18 protein-coding genes are annotated in these 19494 nt (G+C 39.5%); 11 read left to right on the top strand and 7 right to left on the bottom strand.

What is annotated here, in order from left to right:
* Positions 1-92: 92 nt before the first annotated feature.
* Positions 93-1691 (bottom strand): beta-N-acetylhexosaminidase, encoded by a 1599-nt coding sequence (locus BLR53_RS04560; RefSeq protein WP_037443598.1) that lies wholly within the window; start codon positions 1689-1691, stop codon positions 93-95.
* A 135-nt stretch (positions 1692-1826) separates the two neighbouring features.
* Between BLR53_RS04560 and BLR53_RS04555 the strand changes: the two genes are divergently transcribed.
* The 5 genes from BLR53_RS04555 to BLR53_RS04535 are packed head-to-tail and all read left to right on the top strand — an operon-like array spanning position 1827 to position 5050.
* Positions 1827-2354 (top strand): hypothetical protein, encoded by a 528-nt coding sequence (locus BLR53_RS04555; protein ID WP_074587640.1) that lies wholly within the window; start codon positions 1827-1829, stop codon positions 2352-2354.
* 36 nt (positions 2355-2390) lie between these two features.
* On the top strand, positions 2391-2963 hold the full coding sequence (locus BLR53_RS04550; RefSeq protein ID WP_037443602.1) for a hypothetical protein: 573 nt from the start codon (positions 2391-2393) through the stop codon (positions 2961-2963).
* A gap of 1 nt (position 2964) precedes the next feature.
* Positions 2965-3630, top strand: coding sequence for a hypothetical protein (locus tag BLR53_RS04545; RefSeq protein WP_037443604.1), 666 nt, complete (start codon positions 2965-2967; stop codon positions 3628-3630).
* Positions 3597-4382: a sensor histidine kinase gene (locus tag BLR53_RS04540; RefSeq protein WP_037443606.1), complete on the top strand. Its 786-nt coding sequence runs from the start codon at positions 3597-3599 to the stop codon at positions 4380-4382. Before BLR53_RS04545 ends, BLR53_RS04540 begins: the two co-directional genes overlap by 34 nt.
* Positions 4383-4393: 11 nt before the next feature.
* The gene (locus tag BLR53_RS04535; protein ID WP_074587638.1) at positions 4394-5050 is read left to right on the top strand and encodes a response regulator transcription factor; all 657 of its coding nucleotides are present in this window, start codon (positions 4394-4396) and stop codon (positions 5048-5050) included.
* Positions 5051-5116: 66 nt separating this feature from the next.
* Here BLR53_RS04535 and BLR53_RS04530 read toward each other — a convergent pair whose 3' ends face one another.
* From BLR53_RS04530 to BLR53_RS04520, 3 genes are all read right to left on the bottom strand, one after another.
* Positions 5117-6484 carry a RagB/SusD family nutrient uptake outer membrane protein gene (locus BLR53_RS04530; RefSeq protein ID WP_074587636.1) on the bottom strand — a complete coding sequence of 456 codons (1368 nt, stop codon included), beginning with the start codon at positions 6482-6484 and terminating at the stop codon, positions 5117-5119.
* Positions 6485-6501: 17 nt separating this feature from the next.
* Entirely contained in the window at positions 6502-9804 is a 3303-nt protein-coding gene (locus BLR53_RS04525) for a SusC/RagA family TonB-linked outer membrane protein (RefSeq protein ID WP_083332003.1), read from the bottom strand.
* A gap of 198 nt (positions 9805-10002) precedes the next feature.
* Positions 10003-11460: an amino acid permease gene (locus BLR53_RS04520; protein WP_037443612.1), complete on the bottom strand. Its 1458-nt coding sequence runs from the start codon at positions 11458-11460 to the stop codon at positions 10003-10005.
* A gap of 155 nt (positions 11461-11615) precedes the next feature.
* Here BLR53_RS04520 and BLR53_RS04515 point away from each other — a divergent pair, with 155 nt between their 5' ends.
* Positions 11616-11891, top strand: coding sequence for a hypothetical protein (locus BLR53_RS04515; RefSeq protein ID WP_037443614.1), 276 nt, complete (start codon positions 11616-11618; stop codon positions 11889-11891).
* An 81-nt stretch (positions 11892-11972) separates the two neighbouring features.
* Here the strand turns inward: BLR53_RS04515 and BLR53_RS04510 are convergent, their stop codons facing one another.
* On the bottom strand, positions 11973-13310 hold the full coding sequence (locus BLR53_RS04510) for a sugar porter family MFS transporter (RefSeq protein WP_088775998.1): 1338 nt from the start codon (positions 13308-13310) through the stop codon (positions 11973-11975).
* Positions 13311-13637: 327 nt separating this feature from the next.
* Between BLR53_RS04510 and BLR53_RS04505 the strand changes: the two genes are divergently transcribed.
* Positions 13638-14285: a DUF6266 family protein gene (locus tag BLR53_RS04505; RefSeq protein WP_074587634.1), complete on the top strand. Its 648-nt coding sequence runs from the start codon at positions 13638-13640 to the stop codon at positions 14283-14285.
* Here BLR53_RS04505 and BLR53_RS04500 read toward each other — a convergent pair.
* Both BLR53_RS04500 and BLR53_RS04495 read right to left on the bottom strand, forming a co-directional pair.
* On the bottom strand, positions 14279-14584 hold the full coding sequence (locus tag BLR53_RS04500) for a hypothetical protein (RefSeq protein ID WP_074587632.1): 306 nt from the start codon (positions 14582-14584) through the stop codon (positions 14279-14281). The two genes, BLR53_RS04505 and BLR53_RS04500, sit on opposite strands and share 7 nt — an antisense overlap.
* A 308-nt stretch (positions 14585-14892) precedes the next feature.
* On the bottom strand, positions 14893-15501 hold the full coding sequence (locus tag BLR53_RS04495) for an NAD(P)H-dependent oxidoreductase (RefSeq protein ID WP_074587630.1): 609 nt from the start codon (positions 15499-15501) through the stop codon (positions 14893-14895).
* Positions 15502-15751: 250 nt separating this feature from the next.
* Here BLR53_RS04495 and BLR53_RS04490 point away from each other — a divergent pair, with 250 nt between their 5' ends.
* The 4 genes from BLR53_RS04490 to BLR53_RS04475 all read left to right on the top strand — a co-directional run bounded on the left by BLR53_RS04490 (position 15752) and on the right by BLR53_RS04475 (position 19490).
* Entirely contained in the window at positions 15752-16126 is a 375-nt protein-coding gene (locus BLR53_RS04490; RefSeq protein WP_037443621.1) for a winged helix-turn-helix transcriptional regulator, read from the top strand.
* Positions 16127-16796: 670 nt separating this feature from the next.
* A complete protein-coding gene (locus BLR53_RS04485) occupies positions 16797-17621 on the top strand; it encodes a helix-turn-helix domain-containing protein (protein WP_074587627.1) in 825 nt (274 codons plus the stop codon).
* A 145-nt stretch (positions 17622-17766) separates the two neighbouring features.
* Positions 17767-18867, top strand: a complete 1101-nt coding sequence (locus BLR53_RS04480; RefSeq protein WP_074587625.1) for a catalase family peroxidase — start codon at positions 17767-17769, stop codon at positions 18865-18867.
* Between the two features lie 2 nt (positions 18868-18869).
* The gene (locus BLR53_RS04475) at positions 18870-19490 is read left to right on the top strand and encodes a cytochrome b (RefSeq protein WP_037443626.1); all 621 of its coding nucleotides are present in this window, start codon (positions 18870-18872) and stop codon (positions 19488-19490) included.
* The last annotated feature ends 4 nt before the right edge of the window (positions 19491-19494 follow it).

Raw genomic sequence — 19494 nt, 5'->3', positions numbered from 1 at the left:
TTTTAGAATGTCCTTATAGCTAAACAATTTACAGCAACTAAACCACATTAGCAATAGAGAAATTTAGCCAATTAGCAGATATTTTCGGACCCTTACTTCAGATATTTTTTATTGAAATTAATCTCCATTAGTTCGTATCGTTTGAGCTGTGTTTTTAAACGGAGCTGAAAATCTGTGTAATTACGCTGTTCTTTTGGACTCCAGAGCACTTCACTTAAAGCATCCAGTCTGGGAAACAACTGGTATTCGGCTTTAGCAGGATTACTGATATATTCAGACCACAAATTTCCCTGACCACCAATAATGTAAGCGGCGTCTGCCGGATTTAATCCCACAGGAATTGGGTCGTAATTATAAACAGTTTCTAATGTGGTCAATTTCGCGGCTGTCAAAGAATCTTCCTTCAGAAACTGCGCATGATTAAAATAAGTCTTCATTTCCGGTGTCATAATGACCTGATGTTTTTTCTTCGCTGCAGCTATTCCCCCCGCTTCTCCTCTCCAGCTCATTACAATAGCATCAGGAGCAAGTCCGCCGTCCAGAATTTCGTCCCATCCAATCATTTTTTTACCCTTTGAAGCCAGATACTTTGAAATCCTATTTACAAAGTAACTCTGTAATCCATTCATATCTTTAAGCCCGTTTTGCTGCACAATACGGTTAGACAGCGCAGATTGCTTCCACCAGATTTTAGCACATTCGTCTCCTCCTATATGGATATAGGGCCCTGGAAATAATTCGATGACCTCACCCAGCACGTTTTCCAGAAATTTAAACGTCTGATCAGTAGGCTGCAGCACATTATTAAATTTATTAAAAATTCCCCAGGTCTGTGCTACCCGCGTCTTAGTCCCGGGATTGGTACCGAATTCCGGATAAGCAGCCAGGATAGACATTGCATGTCCCGGCATCTCAATTTCCGGAACAACAGTTATATAACGATCTTCCGCATACCGGATAACCTCTTTGATCTCATCCTTTGTATAAAAGCCACCGTAACGGATCCCATCATTCCCTGTACCTGGATATAATCCTATGATTGTACCGTCACGCCATGCGCCAACCTCTGTTAACTTGGGATATTGGTCGATAGCTATTCTCCAGCCGTGATCATCGGTCAGGTGCCAATGAAAATAGTTTAGCTTATGCAGAGCGAGATAGTCAATATATTGTTTCACAAAAGTAATATCGAAGAAATGCCGGCTTACATCGAGGTGCATTCCCCGATACTTGAAACGCGGATAATCTATTATTTCCACAGCTGGAATTGATATTTCGGCCGAATCTACAGGAGGAAATAGTTGTATTAACGTTTGTACGCCGTAAAAAACAGCCTTCGCAGAATTACCCCTGATATGAATTACCTTCGGCTGCACCTGAAGCTGGTACTGATCTTCAAAGGCACCCGGTATGTTACCTACTTCTAATATAATGCGGGAAACATCATCATTTTGTTCTGCGGCTGCTGGCTTCAAATTCAGCTGATGGTATCTTTTCAGGTAAGCAGATAGAAATGCCGAACTTCTAACCAGAGAATCGGCTGCAAACAGCTCCGTGCCATCCTGAAGCTGGAATCCCGGCATATTTCCCTGAACCTGTATGGATACCGGCTGAGGAATAATGGCCGGTTGTTGAGCCAGTATGCAACAGCTGTAAATAGTCAAAAGAAAACTCAAAAAATACCTTTTCATATTCAAAAATAAACGTTCGCAACAAAGTAAAGATAAAAACAAGCATAAAAACACCTTTAAAAAAGCAGTTATCAGCCTGTTAAGATTAAAAGAAGGCGACGATCTTTAGCTTGCTAAAATCAAAGAGAACCAGACATGAAAAAAAACATTCAACTCAAACAGTCCACCGGTCAGACCAAAAAGTTAAAGAATTTCATTTGTGACCTACTTTTAAAGCTGATTGCATCTCCGGATGGCACAATCGCACCAACCCTCCTTAAAATCCTAATCTTATACCGGTATACAATCGCGGCAGGCGAAAAAAAGGATACGCTCATTACCCTCCCTATCGCACTCATTCCCGTTACCAGCTTTGATGAACAGGATATTGATGGAACGGGGATTGCCTGCAACTCCTTAAATGACAACATCTTGAACTGGTTTTCTATAAACAATCCGGTGTGTAACAATGGACAGATCGTATTTTCGGCCACTCTTTATTCCAACCCTACCAATAATGAATCCCCCCAGCCTTTGTTTGTGCTGGACGATGTAAAAATATATGTAGCAGAGATCGAAGATCTTTTCCCCGGTAAAAAAATGGGTAAAAACCCTGCCCGGACGATTCAAAGAAAACAAAGAAAATCTATTAATAGCAGTAAAACAAATTTGCAAAACAGCTAACTTGTATTGATTTTCAAATTAAATATAATAACTCTAATGTCTCTCAAAATTATTTACTCCGCCCTGATCGCAGGCCTTTGCTTTTTCTGTTCCTGTTCCGATAAACCTTCTAACAACACGGATCCCGATGATAACAGCACAGATAATACACTGACAGTTGCCCAGGCAAAGAAATACGTAAAAAACTACGAGCCACGAGCAATCGATATAGATTCGATTTATCCGGCCGGAGTAAACAGAAAACCTGTAAATAAGAAGATACAGGACACCAGGGCTGTCTGGTTTGGCATTGAAAGGCTAAAAGCGCTGGTTAAGAAGATTGAAGCAGAAGGTGGTGACGGAATCCGTTTTTATTATGCAGCCTATGACAGTGTGTATAATGAAAAGTCAGATGCGCATGTACCAATAAAACCGTATTGGAACCACAATACATTGATCATGGTTTCTACCAGGGACAGCGCAAGTATACACAAGGATTATTATACAGATTTTAAGTTGAATGGTGAATTTAAAGGATTTATCATCACAGCGAAACCAGAAAACAAAGGTGAAATGTGCCCACCGCCAGTCGATTGTAATGGTACAGGAGCAACACTTATATCCCGATAAAATGTCAGCATTAATAAATTATTTCACCGTCAACACCGTGGTTGAGCTGATTTGCCTGATTATAGGCACCTGCTTTATTTTCAATGAAAAACAACCAGCATGGTGGATTTTTTACGGCTATATTTTTCTTACCTGTATTGTAGAATTCACAGGAATCCATCTCCGCCTGCAAAAGCTACCTAATATGACTGTCTACAATATCTTTCTGATACCGGAAGGAATAGTCATCAGTTATTTCTTTTACAGCCTGTACCAGAAATATACAAATAAAATAAAATGGCTGATTGCATGGATCGGCATTTTTCTGATTTTCTGGATCGCGGAAACATTAAGCGATAGTTTTCAGGGGTTTGCCTTTAATACTTCCTCTTTTATATCCATTTCATTTGTGCTGGCAAGCTTGTATTATTACTACCTCATTCTGAAAGATCCTAATTTCGAGAAATTAGGATCTTATGCCCCATTCTGGTGGGTTAATGGTGTGCTGTTCTATTATTTTGGGACAACAGCAATTAATATTTTCTTCGATTACCTTTTACAGGATAACATTTATACCTTCCCGCATTCTATAAGATACAACGTGATTAAAATTGTCAATGTATTTTTATACTCATGCTGGTCATACGCTTTTATATGCAGATATCATCAAAGGAAATCGTCTACCTAATCAGTATAATCACTGTAATTTTTCTGATCGCTCCAATTTTTATTATTATTTATGTCAGTCTATATAACCGGCGTAAGAAAAATCATATTGAAGAAACGATAGCATTGAAGAAGACCTTTGACAATGAACTTTTAAAGGCTCAAATAGAAGTTAAAGAGCAGACCTTACAGACTTTAGCTGTCGACCTGCATGACAATATCGGGCAATTACTGGGTTTGACCATAGCGACATTAAGCTCCATTAACCTCAATGACCAGGAAAAGGCTGCAACAAAGATCAACTCAGCCGAACAGCTCGCAAAAAGATCAGTTAAGGAAATAAGAGCTTTATCACGCCTGCTGCATGGAGAAGAATTACTCAGCCGCGGTCTCATAGCTGCAATCACTTTTGAACTGGAATGGGTTCAAAAATCAGAACTGTTTAAAATCACGTTCGACACAGAAAGCCCTGAAATTAACCTGCCACCAGATAAACTGATCATCGTATTCAGGCTATTTCAGGAAACATTAAATAACATCCTCAAACACGCGCAGGCAACATCCATTTTTGTTACCGTTAAATCCGAAATGAGCACCTTAACTTTGGTTATTAAAGATAATGGAATTGGCTTTAACATTGCTGAAATTGCTTCCGCACACAAAGGTATCGGTCTGAGTAACATGACCAGAAGAGCAAATATGATTGGGGGAAGTGCTTTTATAGACTCTAGCCCAGCATTAGGCACCACCATAACATTCACTATTCCCTGTTAGATAATTACGTAATGTCAGAAGATCAGATTATATCCATAGCTATTGTTGACGATCATAACTTGTTCCGCCAGGGAATGATCAGCCTGCTCTCAGACTTCAGGGAAGTCCATATTATTTTTGATGCCCCAAATGGAGCAGTAATGAAACAGAAAATGATTGAAGGCCTGATCCCTGAAGTTGTTCTCCTGGATATTAGTATGCCGATTGTCGATGGCTATCAGGCTGCAGCCTGGATCAAAGAAAACTATCCGCAGACCCGAATTCTGGCGCTTAGCATGTTTGAAGAAGATAAACCAATAATTAAGATGCTCAAAAGCGGCGCCGGAGGGTACCTGCTTAAGGAATCTAAAACCACGGAACTCGTTGATGCAATAAAAACTATCAAACAGCAGGGATATTACCTCAATGATCTGGTTTCCGGGAAACTACTTAAAAATATTCAGGACAATACTGCGGGACAGTCGTTAACCAGCGAGCTGAATCCGAACGAGATCAGGTTCTTACAACTCTGCTGTTCTGAATATACCTATAAAGAAATAGCAGAACATATGAATCTGAGCCCGCATACAATTGATAACTACCGACAGGAGATATTTCAGAAATTCGATATTAAATCTCGTACAGGTCTGGTTCTTTTTGCACTCAAACACGACCTGGTAGAATTATAAACCCACAAAAAAACGGCTGCAGATATCTGCAGCCGTTTGTACCAAATTTGTCTGTGACAAAACTATTTAATAACCTGGATTTTGAGTTAAAGCCGGATTATTTCTTCTTTCAGCGTCAGGCACCGGGTAGAGATAATAATTAGGATCTGGCTTTTTCATAATTTCAGTCAGTGCGAGTCCGGTTCTGCAGTAATCAAACCAGGTTTCCCCTTCGAACATCAACTCACGTCTTTTCTCCAGTTGTACGGCTTTCACAAAAGCATCCAGTGTGGTCGATCCGACAGCAGGAGTTTCAAGACCAGCCCGGTCTCTCACAGTCTTATAGGAATTATAAGCATCGGCACTAACGTTTCCATCAACCCTTGCCTGTGCCTCTGCATGGATCAGATAAACTTCTGCCAGCCGTATTACTGGGAAGTTCTGCGTAGCGGGGCTAAAAATCCTGTATTTACCAATATAATATCTTGGATCGGCTTCTGTATTCTTGTACACAGTAAAATCTCTTCTCTTATCTCCGCTATCATACAGATCTACAATAGACTTGCCGGCAGCGTAAAATAATACAGACGCATTTGGGTTACTCACTGCAGCCAGATTATTGGTTGCCTGCTCGTCAAACTGTAATTCAAAGATTGACTCCGAAGTATTTTCTGTTTTCCAAATCGTTTCATAATCTGCGGGCAGAGAGAATCCCCCGCTTGTAATTACCTCTTTAGCTAATCTGGCAGCTTCAGAATAATCTTTAGTTACACTACCATGGTATAAGAAAACTTTGGCTAGTAGTGCTTTCGCCGCAAATCCTGTAGCCCTGCCTTTACTTTCGGCATTGTTACTATAAGCGTTTGGAAGTTCAGATGCTTCTTTCAGGTCTGTAATCACCTGGTTATAAACATCTGCTTTTGGACTTCTTGGTACTTTCAGTTCGTCAGTTTCACCCGTCGGTGCTGTGATTAAAGGAACGTCTCCGAACGTACGTGCCAGCTGAAAATAATTCAGTGCACGAACAAATTTAGCTTCACGGATAAACTGATTTTTCCGCTCTGTACCGATAGCTGCAGCAGGCATTTCCTCTACCCGCAGGATAATGTTATTTGCAGCGTTGATAGCAGCGTAGGCAGCAGACCACGTTGTCTGTATCCAAGGATTATCAATTCTGATTGTATTACCAGTAAATTCAATGTATTCCGGGAAACTGGCCACATGATTCACATGGCCTGCAGAAAACTCCGGTACAATTACCGAGGTCTGACCATAAGAACTGGAACTCAGTAAGGTCCGGTACATGCCCATTACCGCAGATTGTGCGCCCTGTTCATTGGTGAATAAGTTATCCGGTGTAACCTGCGCTATCGGCTCATTCTCCAGGAATTTTTTGCAGGATGAAAGACTCATGAAAGCGACAGCGATTAATATATATTTAGAAATTGTCTTCATTTTTTTTAGAATTAGGCTTAAAAGTTTAGATTAACACCAGCAGTAAAGATCCTTGGCTGCGGATAACTTCCATAATCGTACCCGTAGGTCAATCCCTGGTTAGCACCGCCATGACTAGAACTTACTTCAGGATCATATCCTTTGTATTTAGTAAATACAAAAGCATTTTGAACAGTAGCATATACACGCAGCCCTTTAACTTTAAGGCGTTCCATAGCTTTTTCACTAAATGTATATCCCAAAGTGATATTTCTAATTCTGAAAAACGATCCATCTTCTACGAAACGACTGGAAATAGCACTGTTATCCAAGTTATTAGGACTTGGACGAGGAATATCAGTTACATCACCAGGGTTTCTCCAGCGTCTGTTCCAGTCCGTAAAACCATTACTGCTTCTGTTACTTCCATCCAGTCCGGATGCCAGGTTATAGTTAAATACATCATTACCGTAAGAGAACTGGCCCATGATATTCAGATCGAAATTCTTGTATTGAAATGTATTGGTAATACCACCATAGAAATCCGGATTAGGATCCCCGATGATTACACGGTCTGCCGGATCTGTAGGCGAACCCAGTGTACCATCCTGTTTCACATAATCGATCATACCGGTCTGCGTATTTACACCGGCCATCTGCCATCCGAAGAAAGTACCTAAAGCGAGTCCTTCCCTGGCAATATTCAGGTTACCAACCCCACCGTACAACTCACCTCCAGGCAATGAAACAACTTTATTTTTGTTAAATGCCATATTGAAAGATGTAGACCATTTAAAATCACCGGTAAGATTTTTGGTTGAAATCTCAAATTCAAATCCTTTATTCTGAATTTCGCCTACGTTCGTAAATCTATTCTGAAATCCTGAACTCGTCGGAATTGCGATACCAACTAACAAGTCGGAAGTATTCTTGATATAATAATCGGCCAGGATTGAAATTCTGTTGTTAAACAATCCAACATCCACACCAATATCGGTCTGCTTGGTTGTTTCCCATTTCAGGTCTTTATCTCCCAGAACATTAGGTATGTAACCAGTATTTCCCATATAATTATTGCTACCCGTATATAAGGAGTAACTGGCATAATTTGGAATGTTCTGGTTACCGGTGATACCCCAACTAGCTCTTAATTTCAGATTGCTGATCACGGTGTTTGTCTTCAGAAAATCTTCTTCTGAAAGTCGCCATGCACCTGCAAAAGATGGGAAATAACCATAACGGCTATTTGACCCGAAGCGAGATGAACCATCAGCCCTGAAGTTTGCAGTAAATAAATACTTGCCTTTATAATCATAATTTAACCTTGAGAATGCAGAAGCAATACTCCATTCTTCAGGATAAGAATTTGCACCAGTTATTGTTCCACCTGCCGAAATATATTCAATATCATTTGAAGGGAAATTAGAACGGCGGGCATCTACAAATTGAATTTTAGACTGTTGCACAGAGGCTCCAGCTAATACATCGATATGATGATCACCGAAGTCTTTATTATATGTTAAAGTAGTCTCGTTGATCCATAATTGATCTCTGGTATTTCTTTGGGCTCCAATTCCACCCTGAGCCGCAAAAGAACGGATTCCATTAGGCGGCATAAAAAAAGTTTCGTCGATATAACTCATATCTGCACCGAAATTTGTTTTTAAAGTCAGTTCAGGTATAATTTTATATTCAGCAGAAACACTGGTCAGCACGCGGAAAGTCTCCGATTTATTGACAGGTAATTCCAACATCGCAAGCGGATTCTCGCGGCTGGTATTAACCTGATCATAGGCATAACTGCCGTCAGCATTAAATACCGGAAGATTTGGTGGTGCAAGAATACCATTTTTGGTTGAGCCTTCTTTAGAGTTCTCTTCCTGTACCCGGTTATTTAAGGCGCGTGTCAGGTTAACACGTGCAGAGAATTTTAGTTTTTCACTATGCTGATGGTCGAGGTTTAACCTTGCACTCAGGCGACTGAAGTCAGAGCCCTTAATTATACCGCCTTGGCTCATATAGCCAATTGACGTATAATACTGCGTTTTTTCGGAACCACCACTTGCGGAAAGTTCATAATTACGTGTAGGAGCTGTTCTGAAAATCTGATCCTGCCAGTCTGTATTTGTACCCGGATTGGCTAGTATACCATCAGGTACCGGACTTGGATTACCATTTGCATCCGGAAGATATTTATAATAATCTCTCATGTAATCCTGATATTCACCAGTATTCATGAATTTGTACTTTCTTTCATTCGGCACCTGGGAAAAACCTTCGTAAGCATTAAAGCTAAAGTTACTCTGGCCTGGCTCACCTTTCTTTGTCGTGATTAACACCACTCCATTTGCAGCTCTCGCTCCATAGATAGATGAAGAAGCGGCATCTTTCAATACCTCAACAGATGCAACATCAGAAGGGTTAATAGAAGACAGGATATTAATTCCCTGTGTACCGCCACCAAAGTTGAAATCACTTCCCCCCGTAAAATTCGTAGTGCTGTTCACAGGAATTCCATCAACAACATATAAGGGATCGGAACTGGCATTAATAGAGGTTGTACCCCTTACGCGGATACTTAAGCCCCCGCCCGGAGAACCGGATTTCTGGGTAACCTGTACGCCACCCGCCTTTCCCTGAATAGCCTGGCTAATCGTGGGCAAAACTTCATTTTTAATTTCGTCGGCACGGATACTGGATACTGCACTGGTTAATTTAGCCCGGTCAACTGTTCCATAACCCGTTGCAACTATCTCAACTTCTTTTAGCGCTTCGGACTTAGTAGCCATTATCACGTCTACCTTCTTCCGGTCCTTTAAAAGTTCTTCCTTTGTGTTAAAGCCCATAAAAGAAAAAGTGAGTATCGAATTTGCAGGAGCTGCAATCTGATACTCACCTTTTGCGTTGGTTAGCGTCTTAATCTGGGTGTTTTTTACTGCTACTATGACTCCAGCAATGGGGCCGGCCGTATCAGTTACCATTCCGGTTACCGTGGGCTGCCCGGGACTCGCTGTCGCTCCAGGCACTGCAGAGGTATCAGTTACTGCCGGCTTCACCGCAGCAGCTGCCGCGGCAGAATCTTTGACTGCGGTATCGGTTTTAAGTACTGTTTTTGGAATAGTGTCTGCAGGAGTTTTCGGAGCAGGAGTTGTATCTTTTGAAATTACAACTTTAGGAACCGTGTCAATCTTGACTTTGGGTACTGTATCCGTCTTAGCTTTAGGTACGGTATCAGTCTTCTGAGGGATCGTGTCTGTTTGCCGGGAAGATGCAAATAATGCATCCGCACTGAGTGCCAGTAAGGGCAAAAATAGGATGTACGGTAGAATTTTTCTTTTCATTTGGATACGCAATTCTTAGGTAAGAGATGTGAATAAAGAATTCAGGGCATCAATTATTGCTCCATTTGTCCAAAATCGAATAAAACGTTAGTTTTAAGTAATTTAAAAGATTAATAGTTAAAAAATATTGTAGACTTTGTCTACAATATGTGCGGTTTTACAACAAACCGCACAGAATGAATTTCTTAAAAAAGTATTTTATTCAGCCCGATCAGCATTTGCCCTTGCTTTTTGCTTACTGCGGTTAACCAGCAGATAACATATATATAGCATAATAAGCCAAACTGGAATTAATTCTACAGACATTTTCATTCCTGTAATCCACATAATAATCAGGATTCCGAATAAAAAGATAAGGCAGATAATGTTCGACAAAGGGTATAAAAATGAAGGAAATTTGGTTTTTATACCGCCTGCATCTTTTGCTCTTCTGAACTTCATGTGCGTAAAACTAATCATGAGCCAGTTAATAACCAGTGTAGATACAACCAGCGACATTAAAATCTCCAGGGCCTTATCAGGAATCATTTTATTGACGATAATACAGATTGCGGCAAACAGACTTGATACCAGGATCGCTTTAATAGGCACAGAATTTTTGTTGAGTTTAGATAAGAATGCCGGTGCATTCCCTTGTTCCGCCAAGCCGTAAAGCATCCTGCTGTTACTGTAAACACAACTGTTATACACAGAAAGTGCAGCAGTAAGCACGATCAGGTTCAAGACATTAGCGATAATACTGGTGAAATAAACCGTCTTACCCATCAGGTCGAACTGAAAACCTTTCAAACTCTCAAACACCATTACAAACGGACTACTGTCAGTGGTAATATTCTTCCATGGTGACAGGGAAAATAGAATGACCAGCGCACCTACATAGAAAATAAGAATCCTGTAAATCACCTGATTGGTTGCTTTAGGGATAGTTGTTTCCGGGTTTTCTGCCTCAGCAGCAGTAATTCCGATTAATTCCAGTCCTCCGAAAGAAAACATGATCATCGCTATAGCGGCAAATAAGCCCTGATATCCCCCTTTACCGTCCGAACTAAACAGCCCTTTAGCGAAAAATCCGCCGTCATTCCATAAATTCTGTACGGTGGCCTGTTCGCCACCAGAACCACTCACCAAAAGATAAATACCAAACAGTATCATCGCGATAATGGCCACCACTTTGACAATAGAAAACCAGAATTCAACCTCTCCGTAAACTTTAACGGAGGTTAGATTTAAAGCATTAATGGCCAGAAAGAAGAATAAACTGGAAGACCAGAGTGGGATTTCAGGCCACCAGAAATGAACATACATTCCAATCGCAGTTAACTCGGACATACTTACCAGAATATAAAGCACCCAGTAGTTCCATCCTGAAGCGAAGCCAGCGAAAGAGCCCCAATATTTATAGGCGAAATGACTAAAGCTTCCGGAAACCGGCTCTTCCACAACCATTTCACCCAGCTGACGCATAATAAAAAATGCAATCACACCTGCCAGTGCGTATCCTAAAATGACTGAAGGTCCTGCGAGTACGGCTGCCGGTCCGATACCTAAAAATAAACCAGTCCCTATCGCACCACCCAGAGCGATCAGTTGTATATGCCTGTTTTGCAATCCGCGTTTGAGCTTTTGCTCTTCAGGCTTAGTATCCGTTTGTTTCAATTTGTGTTTCTTGAGATGTTATCCGGCAAATGTGTAAACTATTTATCACATCAGCTATTTTTTTATAAATAATATACTATTTTCTATCAGCTTTCCAGCCAGGCCGGCAAACCCGGTGATATAATGCGTACCTTTGATGATTAATTAAACGAAATATGGCGAAAGATTTTAGTGATTTAATTCTTAAAGATAAAAATTCCGGCAAAATTAAAGACCTTGAAGAAGCATTGGAAGGTGTGGAAGTCACCTATAACAGGTGGTTAATTGCACGTGAAAATATTCATACGGGTCAAAAACCCGACACGCTTAAAAATTATTACCGCCACTTTTATAATGAAGATGGCATACAGTTCTACGTTAAAGAATCTTTGCCTAATGACATCAGAAATGCATGTATATCAGCATTCAGAGGGATATTCGTTAATAAGTAATCTAAACAGACTTTCAGCAGCAGCACCTAAAAAAAGCTATTGCTGAAAGTCCTGATAATAGGTAAAGCTTAACCTGCATCTCTAATGCAGGATTATATTACTTTCAATCTGCTCTAGTGATTTGCCTTTAGTCTCCGGCATTATTCTCCACACAAAAATCAACTGCAATACCATCATAAAACCGAAGAAGAAAAAGGTTACGGCCCCGCCAAACGTCTCCGACAGATAGGGGAAATAGAAAGCGATCAGTGCGGCCATAATCCAATGTGTAGAGCTACCCAGCGTCTGTCCTTTTGCACGAACCTGATTCGGAAAGATTTCTGAAATAAATACCCAGATTACTGCACCTTGAGAAAAGGCGAAAAATGCAATAAAAATCATGATGTAAACCGGAATGGCAATGCCACCAAAACTTTCGGTATAAAAAGTGAAACCTACCAAAAATAGTGTCACAATAAGCCCCACAGATCCAATTAGCATTAACACCCTGCGCCCAACTTTATCAATAAAATTAAGGGCCAGCAGTGTAAAGGAGAAATTCACAATACCAATACCGACTGTAGACAGTAAAGAGGAGTGCGCTCCCAGTCCGGCCATCTCAAAAATTCTGGGCGCATAATAGATGATGGCATTGATACCTGAAACCTGATTAAAAAAAGCAAATAGCATGGCCAGTAAAACGGGCCTGTTATATTTTCCAGAAAAGAGTCCTTCCTTATTTTTTGTCTTGTTGCCTGAATCAAGATCAGAGTTCTGAATAGCAATCAGCTCCTGTTCACAATTTTTCGGATTAATAATTCTGAGGATTTCCAGTGCTTTCTGCGTGGCTCCTTTCTTAAGAATTAACCACCGCGGACTTTCCGGAATAAATCCGATCAGGATGAAAAATATTAGAGATGGAACAGCCTGTACACCCAGCATCCACCTCCAGGAGGTTTCCTCCCCTGCCAGACTAATGAGATAATTAGACAGATAAGAAATGAGTATTCCTAACACAACATTAAACTGAAACAGCCCCACCAAACGACCACGTCTGTCTGCGGGTGAAATTTCAGAAATATAAATCGGCGCTGTTACAGACGAAGTACCCACACCTACCCCACCTAGAAATCTAAAGAACAGGAACATATACCAGTTATCGGCCATTGCAGTGCCTAATGAAGAAAGCAAATATACTATTGCTACAAAATACAACGTGTTCTTCCTGCCAAAGCGATCTGAGGGTCTGGACCCCAGCAAGGAGCCGATTACTGTACCGATAAGCGCAATAGAAATTGTCAGACCATGTTCAAAAACAGAGAGATCCCAATATTGCTGGATTGCTTTTTCAGCACCTGAAATCACAGCTGTGTCGAAACCGAACAGAAAGCCGCCCAAAGCTACTACGGCCGACCAGGCCAGAACCGAATTTTTTTTCATGATTAAATTTATAATGGTTAATTAAAGCTATCATAAATTCGGGAAAAATAAACTGTAATTCTATCTGGAAACTTGTTTATTTCAAACTGATTTCAGAGTACGTTGAAAGGGTATTGAGTCGGTGTTGATACGGTGTTGAGTCGGTGAAATGGTATAACAACACCGACTCAATACCGTATGGATACCCTTTTAAATCCGTTTCAAACAAACTCTAAATGTTAATAGATTTTAAATAAAAGGTAGAAATGTGATAGCGTAATTTTGAATTTAATTTATAATTGATTAATTTACAAATCAATAAAAGAATTTTGATTAATCAATAGTTATATGGCCATCTTAAAATCAAACCTACCCGATGGTTTTTCGGGAAAAACTGGAAATGAGGTTGTATATCTGCTAAATGGAAAATGGGTCAAAAGATCAATCGGCGCCAGAAAAAAGACGCAATCTATTCCATTACTAGCCAGTCAGCAGCGAATGAAGCTCATGAATAGCTTTCTCAAAGCTGCGAATACCTTTTTTAAAACCGGATTTGGATTAATAGCGTCGCTGGAGATAAAATCTCCATATTGTGTCGCCTATTCTTTCAATCATAAAGCAGTACAGGGGGTTTACCCCAACCAATTTATTGATTACAGTAAATTGATATGGAGTGAAGGGACGCTCGATAATTCGCCTGCTGTGAACGTAAACATCGCTTTAAATGGTTTGGAATTCACATGGGAAACATCAACGGAGTCATCAAATTCAAGATCCAATGACCACGTGATGCTTATGGCTTACCTTCCCGAAAAAGAACTGGCTATTTTTGAAACATCTGGCAACAAACGTGCTCTGGGAATCGACACCCTCATTTTACCTGCTAGTAAAGAGCAAGTTATTGTGGAAACTTATATCTGTTTTATAGCATCAGACCATAGTTCAATATCTACCAGCATATATACAGGTAGATTTACATGGGGTGTCAATTATTGAAGTTTTACAGCTGTTACATTGATAAAATCCGGGCCGTTTTCTACCGGGTATCCTTCTACTTTTGTTCCATGTACAGTAACACTTTTACCTTCGTAAGTACCCAAATCAACGGCACTGCTCCGTAAAGCATAGGTTTTATCTGCCGATTTCAGCGTGTGTGTTCCATACTGGTAGGTTGTCATTCCAGCGGCTTCGATCGTACCTTTCAATTCGATCTGGCCATTGCCACTGGATTTACGGGGAGTACTGCAGCTACTGAAAGCAATGCCTAATGTCAATAAAACTAATAATTTTCTCATAACCAATAAACGTTAAAACAGTGGTGTATGCTACAAGGTAGAAATATTTTATCTTGTATGAATAGCACAATAAAAAATCCTCTTCATTGATTATAAAGAGTATCCGTGGTGCCCAACTTGATCCTTTCGAATCTATTATTGCATTAAGTAGGTTTATCAATGGATATTTAATTGATTTAAATCCATTCTTTAAAATTAAAATAATGAGTATGAATGACCAATAACTACATTCATTGAATTTGTCGGCTACATATGAAATAACTTAATCTAATAATTATCTTAATTACGTACAAAACTGAATTGATTGACTAAGACAAACTAAAAACTTTTTCTAAATGTTCGGGATACCTTTCTAAGGTGCCTGAGATATCGCCATCTTTGTAAATATCAAAGCAATTGTAATCCGGCACAATTTCCACCCCACAAAAACGATAAGTCGTTGTAATATTTATTAAGGCGTCAGTTGTACTTCTACCCTCATACAAAAACTGATCTCTATTGCCAAAACTTTCCTGTGGCGCATTCCATGTACTACTAACCATAAATTTCTTTCCCATCATTTTTCCACCTGTTCCATATTGTCTGGTCGGATCCTGGCGTGTTCTGCCGTCATTTACAAAGAATGTCGTTTTAATGAATCCGCCGTCAAAAACCTCATCCACGTATTTTTTATATATCCAAGGCGCACTAAACCAATTAATTGGGGTCTGTAAAATGATGATATCTGCTGCCAGATGTTTTTCTACCTCTATATCCACATTATATCCATCCTCAACTTTAGTTTCTAAAACTTCGAAATTCTTTGACAGGAAAAAGTCTTTTGCTTTTTGATGAAATGCCTGATTTAATAGCCCTTCCGACCGATTAGGGTAGGTTAAATGTGTGTTGATCAAGAGCACTTTTTTTGTTGTATTCATTTTTATTTTATTAAGTATTATGATTTTGTGATTAGTTTACCACTTATGCAAAACTTAAACATTCCATTGTTAAAAGATAATCTGCAGCCATGATTTACACTTATTTCAGTATCATAGCTATGCGAATTATTCACTACTTACAGTAGGAACAGCCTTCAGTTAATAGAGCAAAATTATGTATATTCACTTGTATTAATTAAGTTGTAACCTAAAGGTTAGTACTATCATAGAGGTTAGTTGCGTAAAATATATGGAAAGTGAAAACGATAAAAATGAATTCAAAAGTTTAGCTTGTTCTCAAAGTTTAAATGCTATTGAGGATGCTCTGCATGTTCTAGGAGGTAAGTGGAAATTACGTATTTTAGTAGGAATCGTTAGTGGATATAATCGCTTTAATGAATTACATCGAGCCCTGGAGGGTATTTCTGCCAGGGTGTTGTCAAATGAATTGAAGGATTTGGAAACAAATGGTGTTATAGTTCGTAAAGTTGAAGCTGGAGCTAAACCTGTTATCGTTACTTATGAGCCAGCTGAATATGCGAAGACAATTATTCCCATTGTAAATACACTTGCTGATTGGGGGAAAAATCACAGAAATAAACTACAAAATGAATGTCGTTTGTAAATTAATCAAAATGAAACACACGGCACATTTCAGTAGGATATTCCATATATAAGATGTTAAATTGGCAGCTTCTTGACATCGACTTTAATTAATTTTTTCTTTAAAACATATTAGAGTCAATTGATATATAAACTGGCGGGTATGATAAGGGCAAACTATAATGTATGCAAGTATTCTAGACTAAATCGTGGTTGATCCATAGGAATCATTCCATTACAAGATGAAATAAATAAACAGAAATGGCTGTCGAAATTTAGCGTTTTTTCACCTTTATAAGGTCTAGTAATACAGGGTTTATATTTTGAAATTAACAATGGAAAGTACATTTATGTTAATCGCACAGTCGGAATTTGATTTCCCTTCTCAACACCTTAAAAATATACTTGGCAGAAAACCTGAAACACTTTAAGAGTTTTTGAAGGTTGCATACAGGCTTTAAACAATTTATTTAACGCAGCAATAAGCAACAACTAATGCATTATCGCGACATGGTGGTGTTATACCATAAAGCAATTGAATTCTTTAAATTTTTCTTAGTTGGCAATGCGTTGCAGGATAAGTGCTTCTAAACGACTTATTTTTTTGAGCCTTGCTTTTTCTATTACAGTAGTCAGCTTTAAATATGAGAATGAAATTTTAACCTATATTTATCTTGAGTAAACTATCGATTTTGAAAAATAACATTTTAAATCAGCCTATTACAAAATTACCATTTGTAGAGGTGTTTAAGTTGGAGAACTTAGGTGAAGGTACTTTCAATCATTATCAGCGATTTAATTTCCATCAACTAATATGGAGTACAGCTATAGACGGAAACATTACTTTAAGCATTGACTTTACTGATTTCGAACTGTTTTGCAATCAGGCCGTAGTCATTTACCCATACCAGAATATTAAAATTGACGTGACTGATAAAGAAGGATATTTAATTTTAATCCATAATGATGTATTCTTTTGGATAAATCAAAAAATAGGTTCTGATTATCTAAATGGTTTTTTTATAAACCAGCTGGTATCATTTGACAGTAGAAATGCCAGAACAATGAGAAACATTGTTGAATTACTTGTAGCAGAGTACAGTACAGACAATAGAGCTTTAATGATGGAAAGCTATGTATTTTCACTTTTATTTCACGTATCATCTATTTTTGAAGGAAACCCAGGGCCAAGAGATTATGTTGACTATCCTATTTTTGGAAAACTGATGAGCTTGATAGAAACGCATTTCATTAAAGAAAAAGGAACGACCTTTTATATTAAACAGCTAAATATTTCAGCAAAAAAGCTTAATCAGATCTGTGATAGTATCACCAATAAAAATATTAAGTATCTAATACAGGATCGTATTATTATGGAGATCCGAAAGGAATTGCATCTTGGTAAAAAGACTGTGAAGGAAATAGCATACGATCTGGGATTTGCGGAACCCGCTTATCTAACACGTTTTACAAAAAAACATACCGGTCTCACCCCAAAAGAATTCTCAAAGCAGTAAAGTCCTTTTCTTTAGCGCAAAAGTGTATTTTTTCGCCCTCTCTGTTATTCTACTTTTGCAATGTAAAATAACAAAAAATGGAAAATTGCACTTCAAGACTGAATATTCACTGTTGCGTCCCGGCAACTAATCATATTTCATTAGTATGAAAAAGACTTCATTAATTGCCTATCTCAGAACAAAGCGGGTTCTGTTTATAATTTGCGGTATTTGTCTGATTGCAAGTACATTATTCTTTGCGTTTGCCTGGTCAGCAGGCCTGGTTGGCGGAAGAACTACTACCCAAACATTCCTAAAGGATACTCCCAGTACATTTCCGGCAGGCTACCGTCGTGCCCATGGTAAGGGTATCTGTTTCGATGGCACTTTCCGTGCCTCCGGTAAGGGCGTCCCATTTTCTGTTGCGAGAGTATTTGCCCAGCAGAAAGTTCCAGCTGTAGGCCGTTTCTCATTAGGTAGTCCTGATCCTTATGCCCCTGATAATTCCACCCGAACGGTTAGTATGGCCTTAATGCTTACTGCTGACGACGGGGAGCAATGGCGTATGAAACTAAATAATGAACCCTTTTTTGCCACCCGTGATGCAAAAGGTTTTCTGAAACAAATGGATGCATATAAGCCTACTCCGGCTACGGGCACTCCAGATCCAGCACGAGTTAAAGCTTTCTTGAAAGAATATCCAGAAGCAAAGAAATATGTAACATGGGATGCTACTGCACCCTGGACCCGCAGTTTTGCCGGAGCACAATACAACGTTATTAATTCGTTCATTTTGATTGCTGAAAATGGCAAAAAGCAGGCAATACGCTGGTCTATGCGCCCACACGCGTCTTTCACGTCTTGGAGCGTTAGCCAACGTAAACAGGCCAGCCATGACTTCCTATTTGAAGATCTGAAAAAGCGGCTTCAAAAAGGTCCTCTATACTGGGATTTGGTAGTTACTTTAGCCGAATCAGGTGATCCGGTAAATGACCCTTCACAGGTTTGGCCAGAAAGCCGAAGAGAGATAGTGGCCGGGACATTAGAAGTGTCCCATGTTTTTGATCAGGCGAATGGTGGTTGCAGAGATATTAACTTTGATCCTACTCGTGTACCAAAAGGGATTACCCTTTCTGATGACCCGGTATTGCTAGCTCGGGCAGGCATTTATTCTCATTCTCACAACAGTCGTGTACGGGAGATCGGCTATGGTAAGGCTACGGATGCAGTAGGCAAACGTCAAAACGATAATCGTAAAAATAAGTAACCATGGCTAGAAAGAAAAATATACCTTCGGCTCCTCCAACCCACTTCAATACCACTGCCCGGATTTTGCACTGGCTGATGGCAGCAATGATACTGGCCATGATATTTGTCGGCTTGGGTATGATGACCTCCTTAACATGGAGACCGTGGTTACTCGACCTCCATATGCCTATAGGTATTGCTATACTGCTGTTGGTAATTATCCGTTTTATAAACAGATTAAGTTTTTCAGTACCAAAAATGCCTGCTAGCATATCTAACTTTCAGTCAACAGCAGCAGGAACTCTGCACTGGTTACTTTACGCTATGATGCTGGCTTTGCCATTGACAGGATGGGCACAATTATCCGCTGGAGGTTTCCTTGTAAAGCTTTTTCCTGGTATAAATCTTCCTTCAATCCTCCAGCAAAGTCCATTTTTATATGCATTGTTGCATGACGCTCACAGGGTAATGGCCTGGTTACTATTCTTGATGGTAGTGGGGCATCTTTCGGCAGCATTGTTACATGCATGGGCATATCGTGACGGGTTGTTTTCTAGTATCACATGGGGAAAAAAAATGATTAATAGATCTGAAGAACATTTCAAAAAGAGCGATAGTTTAAGGGAAAATTGTAAAAAATAAGTAG

The organism is Pedobacter antarcticus (assembly GCF_900103515.1).
GTDB lineage: Bacteria > Bacteroidota > Bacteroidia > Sphingobacteriales > Sphingobacteriaceae > Pedobacter > Pedobacter antarcticus.
The sequence above is the reverse complement of the archived record's forward strand: the minus strand, read 5'-3'. Positions and strand labels throughout refer to the sequence as shown.

Bases quoted from the DNA above. Each gene is read 5' to 3' on its own strand.
- BLR53_RS04560 (WP_037443598.1), bottom strand. From the start codon at position 1,691: ATGAAAAGGTATTTTTTGAGTTTTCTTTTGACTATTTACAGCTGTTGC.
- BLR53_RS04555 (WP_074587640.1), top strand. From the start codon at position 1,827: ATGAAAAAAAACATTCAACTCAAACAGTCCACCGGTCAGACCAAAAAG.
- BLR53_RS04550 (WP_037443602.1), top strand. From the start codon at position 2,391: ATGTCTCTCAAAATTATTTACTCCGCCCTGATCGCAGGCCTTTGCTTT.
- BLR53_RS04545 (WP_037443604.1), top strand. From the start codon at position 2,965: ATGTCAGCATTAATAAATTATTTCACCGTCAACACCGTGGTTGAGCTG.
- BLR53_RS04540 (WP_037443606.1), top strand. From the start codon at position 3,597: ATGCAGATATCATCAAAGGAAATCGTCTACCTAATCAGTATAATCACT.
- BLR53_RS04535 (WP_074587638.1), top strand. From the start codon at position 4,394: ATGTCAGAAGATCAGATTATATCCATAGCTATTGTTGACGATCATAAC.
- BLR53_RS04530 (WP_074587636.1), bottom strand. From the start codon at position 6,484: ATGAAGACAATTTCTAAATATATATTAATCGCTGTCGCTTTCATGAGT.
- BLR53_RS04525 (WP_083332003.1), bottom strand. From the start codon at position 9,804: ATGAAAAGAAAAATTCTACCGTACATCCTATTTTTGCCCTTACTGGCA.
- BLR53_RS04515 (WP_037443614.1), top strand. From the start codon at position 11,616: ATGGCGAAAGATTTTAGTGATTTAATTCTTAAAGATAAAAATTCCGGC.
- BLR53_RS04510 (WP_088775998.1), bottom strand. From the start codon at position 13,310: ATGAAAAAAAATTCGGTTCTGGCCTGGTCGGCCGTAGTAGCTTTGGGC.
- BLR53_RS04505 (WP_074587634.1), top strand. From the start codon at position 13,638: ATGGCCATCTTAAAATCAAACCTACCCGATGGTTTTTCGGGAAAAACT.
- BLR53_RS04500 (WP_074587632.1), bottom strand. From the start codon at position 14,584: ATGAGAAAATTATTAGTTTTATTGACATTAGGCATTGCTTTCAGTAGC.
- BLR53_RS04495 (WP_074587630.1), bottom strand. From the start codon at position 15,501: ATGAATACAACAAAAAAAGTGCTCTTGATCAACACACATTTAACCTAC.
- BLR53_RS04490 (WP_037443621.1), top strand. From the start codon at position 15,752: ATGGAAAGTGAAAACGATAAAAATGAATTCAAAAGTTTAGCTTGTTCT.
- BLR53_RS04480 (WP_074587625.1), top strand. From the start codon at position 17,767: ATGAAAAAGACTTCATTAATTGCCTATCTCAGAACAAAGCGGGTTCTG.
- BLR53_RS04475 (WP_037443626.1), top strand. From the start codon at position 18,870: ATGGCTAGAAAGAAAAATATACCTTCGGCTCCTCCAACCCACTTCAAT.